The following is an 11,725-nucleotide window of genomic DNA, read 5'->3' on the forward strand; positions in this document are numbered from 1 at the left end:
CCGCTCCCCATGAGCCGGCCCAAGACAATGAGGTCACCCGTGAGAAACACCCGCCGCGCCCTGATCACCGCCCTCGCCGCCGTCGGCGCGCTCACCTCCGTCGCCGCGTGCGGCGGCGGGTCCGACTCCGCCGCCTCCGGATCCGGCGGCGCCGGTGGGACGTACGCCTTCTGGGACCCGTACCCCCAGTTCGACGCGTCCTCGGCGTGGGGCAAGCTCGTGAGCAAATGCGGCACCGACGCCGGCGTCAAGATCAAGCGCACCGGGTACGACACCACGGACCTGGGCAACAAGGCGCTGCTCGCCGCCCAGCAGGGCAACGCGCCCGACGTGATGCTCGTGGACAACCCGGTCGTCTCCACGCTGGTGGAGGCGGGGATCATCACCAAGACGAGCGACCTCGGCCTGGACACGAAGTCGATCCAGCAGAACGTCCTCGGCGCGGGCACCATCGACGGCTCCGCCTACGGTGTGCCGATCGGCGCCAACACGCTCGCCCTCTACTACAACAAGAAGGTCCTGTCCGCCGCGGGCGTCGACCCGGCCTCCATCAAGGACTGGAACTCGCTCACGGCGGCCCTGAAGAAGGTCAAGGACGCCGGCAAGAAGGGCATCACGTTCTCCGCGATCAACACGGAGGAGGGCAGCTTCCAGTTCCTGCCCTGGTTCTGGGGCGCAGGCGGCGACCTCACCAAGCTGAACTCGGCGAAGGGCGTCGCCGCGCTGTCCCTGTGGAAGCAGTGGGTCGACGCCGGGTACGCGCCCAAGGACGTCCTGCAGAACACCCAGACCACCAGCTGGCAGGAGTTCGCCACCGGCGACTACGCGTTCAGCGAGAACGGCACCTGGCAGCTCGGCAACGCGGCGAAGGCCGGATTCGAGTACGGCGTCCTCAGCATCCCGGGGCAGAGCGGCGGGTCGGCGCCGGTGCCGACCGGCGGCGAGTTCGTCACGGTCCCCGTGCAGAAGGACACCGCGCGCTACGACGTCAGCAAGAAGATCGTCACCTGCCTGACCAGCTCCGCCAACCTGCTGGCCACGGACACCACGCTGGCCTACGTAGCCCCCACCGCGGCGGTCCAGGCCGAGCAGGTCAAGGCGAACCCCGAGCTCAAGCCGTGGGTCGACGCGGTCGCCGCGGCGCGCGGCCGGACCAGCGGCGGGCTGGGCACCAAGTACCCGACCATCTCCCAGCCCCTGTGGACCGCCGTCCAGTCCGCTCTGTCCGGCGGCCAGAGCCCGCAGGCCGCCCTCGACGCCGCGCAGACGGCCGCCGGCAAGGCGACCAACTGACCCCTGACGTGCGCGCGGCGCCACGCTCCGGGGCCCTGCCTCCGGCGACCGCACGGCGCCCGCGACCGCCCGGACACCGCCACAGCCCCGGACGCCGTGACAGCCCCGGACACCGCCACCACCCCAGGCAGGCCGCCTGCATCTAGGCATCCGCGTCCAGGCCCCCGCGTCCAGGCCCCCGCTTCCAGGCCACCCGCATCCAGGAGTTCGCATGACCACCGCCCGCGTCGACCGCCGCTCCCTGCGGTCCCCGGTCAGGTCCGGGGCGACCGGCGCCGACGACCGGACGGACGCCCCGGCGCTCCGCCGTCGGCGTCGCAGGAGCCGAGCGACCGCACTGGCGTTCCTCGCGCCCCTGGCCGTCTACCTCGCCGCGTTCTACGTCTATCCCCTCTACCGCAACCTCGACCTGAGCCTGCGCGACTACACCGTCCGGTCGTTCGTGGCGGGCGACGCGCCGTTCTCCGGGCTGGACAACTTCCGGACCGTCCTCGACGACCCCACGTTCGGCCCGGCGATCCGCCACACCATGATCTTCACCTTCGGGTCGATCGCGTTCCAGTACGCCGCCGGGCTCGCCCTCGCCGTCTTCTTCAACCGCCACTTCCGGCTGGCCGGCACCCTCAGGGCGCTGTTCCTGATCCCCTGGCTGCTGCCGCTGATCGTGTCGGCGTCGACCTGGTCGTGGATGTTCAACAGCGAGTCCGGCGTCCTCAACTACGCCCTCCACCTGGTCGGCGTGGCCCCGGTCGACTGGCTCAACTCGCCCGACTGGGCGCTGACCTCGGTCATCATCGCCAACATCTGGATCGGCATCCCGTTCAACCTGGTCATCCTCTACAGCGGGCTGCAGAACATCCCCGGCGAGCTGTACGAGGCCGCGTCGCTGGACGGGGCGAGCGCCTGGCAGCAGTTCCGCCGGATCACCTTCCCGCTGCTGCGCCCGGTCTCGGCGATCACCCTTCTCCTCGGCCTCGTCTACACCCTCAAGGTGTTCGACCTGATCTGGATCATGACCAAGGGCGGTCCCGGCGACGCCTCGTCCACGCTGGCGACCTGGTCCTACCAACTCGGGTTCGGCACGCTGCTGCCGAAGTTCGGTCCCGGGGCCGCCGTCGGCAACATCCTCATCCTCATCGCCCTCGCCTTCGGGCTGCTGTACATCCGCGTCCAGAGGAGGCAGCAAGCATGACCGCCGTCCACAGCTCCGCCCGGCGCTCGCGCCTGAACACCCTCATCGGCGTCCTGCTCACCGCCGTCATGCTGTTCCCGGTGTACTGGATGCTCAACGTGTCCCTCACTCCGCAGCAGGACATGCGCAAGAGCCCGCCCGACCTGCTGCCCCTGCACCCCACCTTCGAGGGCTACCGCGCCGTTCTGCACGACCAGCTGCCCTACCTCGGCACCAGCTTGCTCATCGGCCTGGGCACGGTCGTCCTCACCCTCCTCCTCGCCGCCCCGGCCGGCTTCGCGCTGGCCACCCTGCGGCCCCGCGGCGGCGGCCTCCTCGGCCTCGTCCTGCTGGTCGCCCAGATGATCCCCGGCATCGTCATGGCGATGGGCTTCTACGGCATCTTCCTCGACCTCGGCCTGCTCAACTCCTGGTGGGGGCTGATCATCGCCGACTCCACCATCGCCGTGCCGTTCGGCGTCATGATCTTCACGGCGTTCATGTCGGGCATCCCCGGCGAGCTGATCGCGGCCGCGCGCATCGACGGCGCCGGCACCTTCCGCACCTTCTGGTCGATCGTCCTGCCGGTCAGCCGCAACGCGCTGGTCACCGTCTCCCTCTTCAGCTTCCTGTGGGCCTGGTCCGACTTCGTCTTCGCCAACACCCTGGACGGCGGCGGCGACTGGCGCCCCATCACCCTCGGCATCTACCACTACATCGGCAACAACAACCAGGAATGGAACGCGATCATGGCCACCGCCGTCGTCGCGTCCCTGCCCGCGGCGGTCCTGCTCGTGCTGGCCCAGCGCTATGTGGCCGCCGGCGTCACCGCGGGCGCGGTCAAGGACTGATCCACGATGCCAGCCGCCCCGGGCCCACCGGCCAGGCGGGGCCGAGCTCCGCCATGCCCGTGTGCACTCCACGCGGGACTGTCACCTGTCGCAGGGTCCAAGTCCCCAACCGGTCGGCCGCTCCCGAGCCGCCGCACCGACGCCCTCCGCCCCCGCACCGCATTCGGCGAGTCCCTGTCGTCGCTTCCTCAACCCTTCTCCAACCCTTCCCAACCCATCCCATCCCCTTCTCCACCCCCTTCTCCACCCGCTTCTCAGGAGAGCCGCTGATGTCATACCTGAGCCCCCGCCGCCGTCTCAGAGCACCCCTCGGCCGCGCCGGCGCCGCCGCGGTGGCCACGGCCCTGGCCGCCACCGCAGTCGCCCTGACGGGCGCATCCGCCCAGGCCACCCCCACCTCGTCCACCACCCTGGTCGTCAACGCCGCACAGACCCTGCGGTCCGTCACCCACGTCGGCACGGGCAGCCTCTACGGTCTGGCGAGCGCGAGCACCCCCGCCGACAGCCTCGTGCAGCCTCTGAAGCCCAACACGTTCGTCCAGATGGCCCCGGGCGGCAGCCAGCTCCCCAACGGCGAGCCCGCTCCCGCGGGCGACTCCCTGGTCGTCGCCGCCAAGGCCGCGAGCGCGGGCGCCAAGGTCGTCGTACGGATGCCGGACTGGTATCCGAACTTCCCCTACAAGTGGGTGAGCTGGAGCGACTGGCTGTCTGCGGTCGACAAGCAGGTGGCCTCGGTGAAGTCCTCCAGCGCCACGAACATCAGCGCCTACGCGTTGTGGAACGAGCCCGACTGGACCTGGGACACCACCAACGCCGGGGCGTTCAACGCGGGTTGGGCGCGCACGTTCAAGGAGGTGCGGACCAAGGACACCACGACGCCGATCCAGGGGCCGAGTTACTCGGTGTGGAACCAGTCCTGGATGAGCTCGTTCCTCACCGACGCCAAGGCGAGCGGCACGGTCCCCGACGTCATCGCCTGGCACGAACTCCAGGGCAGCCAGGACATCGCCGCCCATGTCTCGGCCTACCGCGCGCTGGAGTCGAGCCTCGGCATCAGCCCGCGCCCGATCGACATCGAGGAGTACGGCACCCCTGACGAGATGGGCGACTCCGGTGCCCTCATCGGCTATGCCGCCAAGTTCGAACGGACCGGCGTGCGCGACGCCGAGCTCGCCTTCTGGAACCACTACGGCACCCTCGGCGACACCCTGACCGACACCGGCGGTTCGCCCAACGGCTCCTACTGGACGTACAAGTGGTACGGCGACATGTCCGGGAACATGCTCACCACCACGCCTCCCGCCCAGACCGGCATCGACGGCCTCGCCTCGCTCAACGGCGCGGGCAACCAGATCAGCGTCGTCGCCGGCGGCTGCACCGGCTCCTGCGCCGTCACGGTCAACGGCCTGAACTCCCTGTCGGCCTTCGGCGGCACGGTCCACGTCAAGCTGGAGTACTCGCCCGACACCGGCCGCACCACCGCCTCTCCGGGCCCGATCACCATCTCCGACACCGACTACACGGTCTCCGGCGGATCCATCACCGTGCCGGTCACGATGAACGCCGCCGACGGCTACCACCTGGTCGTCACCCCCAGCGGGACCTCGACGTCGCTGGCCGGGCGCTACCAGATCACCAACAAGAACAGCGGCCTCGCCCTCGACACCGTGAACGCGGGCACCGCCCAGGGCACCTCGGTCGTCCAGGCGACCTCCACCACCGGCACCGACCAGAACTGGACCCTGGTGGCCGCCGGCTCGGGCCTCTACAAGATCGTCAACCAGAAGAGCGGACTGCTGCTGGGCATCAACACCATGAGCACCAGCAACGGCGGAACGGCCCTGATCTGGGGTGACAACGGCACCGCCGACCACCTCTGGCAGGCCATACCGGCCCGTGACGGCTACTACAAGATCGCCAACTACAACAGCGGTCTGCTGCTGGGCGTCGACAGCATGAGCACGTCGTCGGGCGCCCAGGTCCTGCAGTGGTCCGACAACGGCACCGCCGACCACCTGTGGAAGCTCACCGCCCGCTGAACCACCGCCGACAGGCCCCCTGGGCTGGGGGCCTGTCGCCTCGTCCGAGTGACAGCGGACCGTTCTGACCCGGCCTCATCCGCGGTGCGCAAGCCTGCTCCCCGGACATCCGTCCCCCGGGCTCCTCACCGCGGCGCCGCCGCCCCTCAGATGTCCCGGAAGATCTCGATCTGCGCCCCGATCGAGTTCAGCCGCTCGGCGAGGTCCTCGTAGCCGCGGTTGATGACGTACACGTTGCGCAGCACGGACGTGCCCTCCGCGGCCATCATCGCCAGCAGGACGACCACGGCGGGGCGCAGGGCGGGCGGGCACATCATCTCGGCGGCGCGCCAGCGCGTCGGGCCCTCGACCAACACGCGGTGCGGGTCGAGGAGTTGGAGGCGGCCGCCGAGGCGGTTGAGGTCGGTCAGATAGATCGCGCGGTTGTCGTAGACCCAGTCGTGGATGAGGGTCTTGCCCTGGGCGACGGCGGCGATGGCCGCGAAGAAGGGCACGTTGTCGATGTTCAGGCCCGGGAACGGCATCGGGTGGATCTTGTCGATCGGCGCCTCCAGCTTGGAGGGCCGGACGGTGAGGTCGACCAGACGGGTCCGTCCGTTGTCCGCGAAGTACTCCGGCGTACGGTCGTGGTCGAGCCCCATCTCCTCCAGGACCGCCAGCTCGATCTCCAGGAACTCGATCGGCACCCGGCGTACCGTCAGCTCGGACTCGGTGACGACGGCGGCGGCCAGCAGGCTCATCGCCTCGACCGGGTCCTCGGAGGGGGAGTAGTCGACGTCGACGTCGATCTCCGGCACGCCGTGCACGGTGAGCGTGGTGGTGCCGATGCCCTCGACCGCGACGCCGAGCGCCTCCAGGAAGAAACACAGGTCCTGGACCATGTAGTTGGAGGAGGCGTTGCGGATGACGGTGACGCCGTTGTGCCGGGCGGCCGCGAGCAGCGCGTTCTCGGTGACCGTGTCCCCGCGTTCCGTCAGCACGATCGGCCGGTCCGGGCGGACCGCGCGGTCGACGACGGCGTGGTACTGCCCCTCCGTCGCGGCGACCTCGAGCCCGAACCGACGCAGCGCGATCATGTGCGGCTCGATGGTCCGCGTGCCGAGGTCGCAGCCGCCGGCGTACGGCAGCTTGAAGTGGTCCATCCGGTGCAGCAGCGGGCCGAGGAACATGATGATGGAGCGGGTGCGTACGGCCGCCTCCGCGTCGATCGCCGCCATGTCCAGCGAGGCCGGCGGCACGAGCTCCAGGTCACGGCCGTCGTTGATCCAACGGGTGCGTACGCCGATGGAGTTGAGCACCTCGAGCAGGCGGTAGACCTCCTCGATGCGGGCCACCCGGCGCAGCACCGTGCGCCCCCGGTTGAGCAGCGAGGCGCACAGCAGGGCCACGCAGGCGTTCTTGCTCGTCTTCACGTCGATCGCGCCGGACAGCCGGCGGCCGCCCACGACGCGCAGATGCATCGGTCCCGCGTAGCCCAGCGAGACGATCTCGCTCTCCAGGGCTTCACCGATACGAGCGATCATCTCAAGGCTGATGTTCTGGTTCCCGCGCTCGATACGGTTGACAGCGCTCTGGCTGGTGCCGAGCGCCTCGGCCAGCTGCGCCTGTGTCCAGCCCCGGTGCTGCCGAGCGTCACGGATGAGCTTGCCGATGCGTACGAGGTAGTCGTCTGCCATGAGGCTGAGGTTATCTCAGATATGAGATGGTGCCTCTCGAGGGGGCCATTCGGGTGATGGCCCGTCAATGTGGTCCGGGGGTACGCCTGCGACGTCACCTACAAGTCGGATCAAATCTACTCAGTTCGGGTCCCGGCGGCTCGCCGTCGACGCCGCCGAACGCGTGCTTCTGCGGGCCGGGGCGACCGCGCTGACCAGCAGGGCGGTCACCGCTGAAGCGGGCTGCGCCAAAGGCGTGCTGCGCCGGCGCTTCGCCGACTTCGACGCCTTCCTCGCGGAGCTGGTCCTGAACCGCATCGGCCGGCTCCGGCTCCGGGCGGCGGACCCGGACGTGTCCGCCGGGACCGGCGCCGTCGTAGGCGATCTCACCGCCGCCCTGACGGAGCTGTTCGGCTCGGTCGCCGTGGCGATCGTCGCCCTGGTCGTCTCCCGCGACGGGCTGCGCGCCCGTCTGCGCGCCGCCGGCTCGACGGGCGTACCCCTCCTGGCGGAGGCGGCGGCCCTCCTCGCCGAGTATCCGGCCGCCGAGCGCGCCCGTGGCCGCATCGCCCCGGACGCCGACGCCGACGCCGACACCCTCGCCCCCGCCCTGATCGGCGCGGCCCATCTGCTGTTCGCGGGCGGAGGGATGGGCGAGCCGCCGCGGGAAGGGGGGGCGAAGGTCGTGCGGGCGGTGGTGGGCGGGGTGGTTTCCGAAGGCGGGGGCGAGCCTGGGCATGACCATTCAGCCCCCATGTACTAGAGTTATCTCGACATCGAGATATCTGCCGAGGCGCACCGCAGCCGCCCACCCTGGTAAGGGTTACCTAACTTAGCCTGACCTCAGCGGATCGGCAAAGCCCGCGTGACGGCAGGATGCGGTGGTACGCGCACATCAATGAAGGAGACTGTCGTGTCGGCGAACAGCTTCGACGCCCGCAGCACGCTGCAGGTGGGCGACGAGTCGTACGAGATCTTCCGGCTGGACAAGGTGGAAGGCTCGGCTCGCCTTCCGTACAGCCTGAAGGTGCTGCTGGAGAACCTGCTCCGTACCGAGGACGGCGCGAACATCACCGCCGACCACATCCGTGCCCTCGGCGGCTGGGACTCGCAGGCCCAGCCCAGCCAGGAGATCCAGTTCACGCCGGCCCGCGTGATCATGCAGGACTTCACCGGCGTGCCCTGTGTCGTCGACCTCGCCACCATGCGCGAGGCCGTCAAGGAGCTCGGCGGCGACGCGGCGAAGATCAACCCCCTCGCCCCCGCCGAGCTGGTCATCGACCACTCCGTCATCGCCGACAAGTTCGGCACCAACGAGGCGTTCGCGCAGAACGTCGAGCTGGAGTACGGCCGTAACCGCGAGCGCTACCAGTTCCTGCGCTGGGGCCAGACCGCGTTCGACGAGTTCAAGGTCGTCCCGCCGGGCACCGGCATCGTCCACCAGGTGAACATCGAGCACCTGGCCCGGACCGTCATGGTCCGCAACGGCCAGGCCTACCCCGACACGCTCGTCGGCACCGACTCGCACACCACGATGGTCAACGGCCTCGGTGTGCTGGGCTGGGGCGTCGGCGGCATCGAGGCCGAGGCCGCGATGCTCGGGCAGCCGGTCTCGATGCTGATCCCGCGCGTCGTCGGCTTCAAGCTCACCGGCGAGCTCACGCCCGGCACCACCGCCACGGACCTCGTGCTCACCATCACCGAGATGCTCCGCAAGCACGGCGTGGTCGGCAAGTTCGTCGAGTTCTACGGCGAGGGCGTCGCCGCCACCTCCCTGGCGAACCGCGCCACCATCGGCAACATGTCGCCGGAGTTCGGCTCCACCGCCGCGATCTTCCCGATCGACGACGAGACGCTGAAGTACCTCAAGCTCACCGGCCGCTCCGAGCAGCAGGTCGCGCTCGTCGAGGCGTACGCCAAGCAGCAGGGCCTCTGGCTGGACCCGAAGGCCGAGCCGGACTTCTCCGAGAAGCTCGAGCTGGACCTGTCGACGGTCGTCCCCTCCATCGCCGGCCCCAAGCGCCCGCAGGACCGCATCGTCCTCGCGAACGCCGCGGAGCAGTTCAAGAGCGACGTCCGCAACTACGTCGCCGACGACGACGAGGCGGGCAAGGAGTCCTTCCCGGCCTCCGACTCCCCGGCCGCCTCCAACGGCGTCCCGTCGAACCCGGTCACCGTGACCGCCCCCGACGGCTCGACGTACGAGATCGACCACGGCGCGGTGACGGTCGCGGCCATCACCTCCTGCACCAACACCTCCAACCCGTACGTCATGGTCGCCGCCGCGCTCGTCGCGAAGAAGGCCGTGGAGAAGGGCCTGACCCGCAAGCCGTGGGTCAAGACCACCCTCGCCCCGGGCTCGAAGGTCGTCACCGACTACTTCGACAAGGCGGGTCTCACCCCGTACCTCGACAAGGTCGGCTTCAACCTGGTCGGCTACGGCTGCACCACCTGCATCGGCAACTCCGGCCCGCTGCCGGACGAGGTCTCCAAGGCGGTCAACGACCACGACCTCGCCGTCACCTCGGTGCTCTCCGGCAACCGCAACTTCGAGGGCCGGATCAACCCCGACGTCAAGATGAACTACCTGGCCTCCCCGCCGCTGGTCGTCGCGTACGCCCTCGCGGGCTCCATGAAGGTGGACATCACGCGCGACGCCCTCGGCGTCGACCAGGAGGGCAAGCCGGTCTTCCTGACCGACATCTGGCCCTCCGAGGCCGAGGTCAACGACGTCGTGGCGAACGCCATCGGCGAGGACATGTTCAACAAGTCCTACCAGGACGTCTTCGCGGGCGACGCCCAGTGGCAGGCGCTGCCGATCCCGACCGGCAACACCTTCGAGTGGGACCCGCAGTCCACCTACGTGCGCAAGCCCCCGTACTTCGAGGGCATGACGATGGAGACCACCCCGGTCTCCGACATCGCCGGCGCGCGCGTCCTGGCCAAGCTGGGCGACTCGGTCACCACCGACCACATCTCCCCGGCCGGTGCGATCAAGGCCGACACCCCGGCGGGCAAGTACCTCACCGAGCACGGCATCGAGCGACGTGACTTCAACTCCTACGGCTCGCGCCGAGGCAACCACGAGGTCATGATCCGCGGCACCTTCGCCAACATCCGCCTGCGCAACCAGGTCGCGCCGGGGACCGAGGGCGGTTACACCCGCGACTTCACCCAGGCCGACGCGCCGGTGTCGTTCATCTACGACGCCTCGCGCAACTACATCGAGCAGGGCGTCCCGCTGGTCATCCTGGCCGGCAAGGAGTACGGCTCCGGCTCGTCCCGTGACTGGGCCGCCAAGGGCACCGCGCTGCTCGGCGTCAAGGCCGTCATCGCCGAGTCCTACGAGCGCATCCACCGCTCCAACCTCATCGGCATGGGCGTCATCCCGCTGCAGTACCCGGCGGGCCAGTCCGCCGAGACCCTCGGCCTCACCGGCGAGGAGGCCTTCTCCATCGCCGGCATCACCGAGCTGAACGACGGCACCACCCCCGCCACGGTCAAGGTCACCACCGACACCGGTGTGGAGTTCGACGCGGTCGTCCGCATCGACACCCCCGGTGAGGCGGACTACTACCGCAACGGCGGCATCCTGCAGTACGTGCTGCGCAGCCTGATCCGCAAGTAAGCGGTTCGGCGAGGCAGGCAGTCGAGGGCCGCATCCCCGGTGACGGGGGTGCGGCCCTTCGCCGTGCCGGACCCCCTGACGCCCTACACCCAGCCGCGCTGCGCCGCCCGCATCCCCAGCTGGAACCGGCTCGCCGCCCCCAGCCGCTCCTGCAGGTCGCTCACCCGCCGCCGCAGAGTCCTCAGGCTCACGCCCAGATGGCGGGCCACGGCCTCGTCCTTCATCCCGGCCGCCAGCAGTCGGGTCAACGTCCGGTCGCCCTCGGAGAGTTCACCGTCATCGGTCGGCCGGCCGAGCGGCGTGGCCTGCTGCCAGGCCAGGTCGAAGAGCTTCTGCAGCGCCTCGGTCACCGCAGAGTGCCGTACGACCGCCGCGCAGTAGCCGCCCGCCTCGGACGAGGTCAGCGGAAGCATCGCCCGACGTCCGTCGACCACCAGCATCTTGACCGGCACCGAGGGCAACACCCGGGCCTGTTCGCCCAGTTCGACCATTTTCCAGGCGTGGAACAGGACGTCCGGATCCTCCAGGGCGGTCGCCGCGTAGACCGTGCGATAGACGATCCCGCGGCTGAGCAGATCGGACTGGAGGTCCAACTGCGGTGTGCGCGGGGCCAGATACGGGGGAGTGTCGAAGACGCACACCTCGTGCTCGGCGCGTGCGTACAGCTCTTCCAGTCGTGCGGCGTTGGCGCCCTCCCCGGAGACCACCTCGACCAGCCGGGACGGCTCCTCCCGCAGCAGCCCCGCCTCGTACGCGGTCGCCATCTCCTCGGCGGTGGCGGCGAGCAGCTCGGACTCCGTCTCACGCTGCCGGATCAGCGCGCGGATCGCCACCCGCGGGTCGACCGCGCGTAACCCGCCCATGGAGTCCGGCGGTTGCAGCAGACCGAGCGCGAGCAGCCGGTTGCAGGAATCGCGGACCTGGGTCGCGGTGGCGCCGGTCAACAGCGCCCAGCCGGCCGCGTCCGCGTCGGGCTGATGGAGGATCGACTGGTACACCAGCTCGTCGAAGGCGGAGACCCCCACCGCGGACCAAGGGCTCGCGGCAGGGGTCTGACTTGCTGTGTCGTATGCCGTGTTCACCATGTC

Annotated in this window: 8 protein-coding genes; 6 read left to right on the forward strand and 2 right to left on the reverse strand. The window is 69.8% G+C overall.

The window, feature by feature from the left end:
* The first annotated feature begins 39 nt into the window (after positions 1–39).
* The 4 genes from OG562_RS32400 to OG562_RS32415 all read left to right on the forward strand — a co-directional run bounded on the left by OG562_RS32400 (position 40) and on the right by OG562_RS32415 (position 5,354).
* Entirely contained in the window at positions 40–1,293 is a 1,254-nt protein-coding gene (locus tag OG562_RS32400; protein WP_266404308.1) for an extracellular solute-binding protein, read from the forward strand.
* Positions 1,294–1,504: 211 nt separating this feature from the next.
* Positions 1,505–2,485: a carbohydrate ABC transporter permease gene (locus OG562_RS32405; RefSeq protein ID WP_266404310.1), complete on the forward strand. Its 981-nt coding sequence runs from the start codon at positions 1,505–1,507 to the stop codon at positions 2,483–2,485.
* On the forward strand, positions 2,482–3,315 hold the full coding sequence (locus OG562_RS32410; RefSeq protein ID WP_266404312.1) for a carbohydrate ABC transporter permease: 834 nt from the start codon (positions 2,482–2,484) through the stop codon (positions 3,313–3,315). The genes OG562_RS32405 and OG562_RS32410 overlap by 4 nt, the downstream gene beginning before the upstream one ends.
* Positions 3,316–3,584: 269 nt before the next feature.
* A complete protein-coding gene (locus tag OG562_RS32415) occupies positions 3,585–5,354 on the forward strand; it encodes an RICIN domain-containing protein (protein ID WP_266404313.1) in 1,770 nt (589 codons plus the stop codon).
* Between the two features lie 146 nt (positions 5,355–5,500).
* Here OG562_RS32415 and OG562_RS32420 read toward each other — a convergent pair whose 3' ends face one another.
* On the reverse strand, positions 5,501–7,030 hold the full coding sequence (locus tag OG562_RS32420; RefSeq protein WP_266404316.1) for a UDP-N-acetylglucosamine 1-carboxyvinyltransferase: 1,530 nt from the start codon (positions 7,028–7,030) through the stop codon (positions 5,501–5,503).
* Positions 7,031–7,193: 163 nt separating this feature from the next.
* On the opposite strand from OG562_RS32420, the gene OG562_RS32425 reads away from it, so the two are divergent.
* Positions 7,194–7,772 carry a TetR/AcrR family transcriptional regulator gene (locus OG562_RS32425; RefSeq protein ID WP_266404319.1) on the forward strand — a complete coding sequence of 193 codons (579 nt, stop codon included), beginning with the start codon at positions 7,194–7,196 and terminating at the stop codon, positions 7,770–7,772.
* Positions 7,773–7,922: 150 nt separating this feature from the next.
* The gene (acnA, locus tag OG562_RS32430; RefSeq protein WP_323187579.1) at positions 7,923–10,637 is read left to right on the forward strand and encodes an aconitate hydratase AcnA; all 2,715 of its coding nucleotides are present in this window, start codon (positions 7,923–7,925) and stop codon (positions 10,635–10,637) included.
* 83 nt (positions 10,638–10,720) lie between these two features.
* Here acnA and OG562_RS32435 read toward each other — a convergent pair whose 3' ends face one another.
* Positions 10,721–11,722, reverse strand: coding sequence for a LuxR C-terminal-related transcriptional regulator (locus tag OG562_RS32435; protein WP_266404324.1), 1,002 nt, complete (start codon positions 11,720–11,722; stop codon positions 10,721–10,723).
* Positions 11,723–11,725: the final 3 nt, after the last annotated feature.

Origin of the sequence: Streptomyces sp. NBC_01275, assembly GCF_026340655.1 — a bacterium.
GTDB lineage: Bacteria > Actinomycetota > Actinomycetes > Streptomycetales > Streptomycetaceae > Streptomyces.

Coding starts and splice junctions, on each gene's coding strand:
- OG562_RS32405 (WP_266404310.1), top strand. CDS start 1,505: ATGACCACCGCCCGCGTCGACCGCCGCTCCCTGCGGTCCCCGGTCAGG.
- OG562_RS32410 (WP_266404312.1), top strand. CDS start 2,482: ATGACCGCCGTCCACAGCTCCGCCCGGCGCTCGCGCCTGAACACCCTC.
- OG562_RS32415 (WP_266404313.1), top strand. CDS start 3,585: ATGTCATACCTGAGCCCCCGCCGCCGTCTCAGAGCACCCCTCGGCCGC.
- OG562_RS32435 (WP_266404324.1), bottom strand. CDS start 11,722: ATGGTGAACACGGCATACGACACAGCAAGTCAGACCCCTGCCGCGAGC.
- OG562_RS32420 (WP_266404316.1), bottom strand. CDS start 7,030: ATGGCAGACGACTACCTCGTACGCATCGGCAAGCTCATCCGTGACGCT.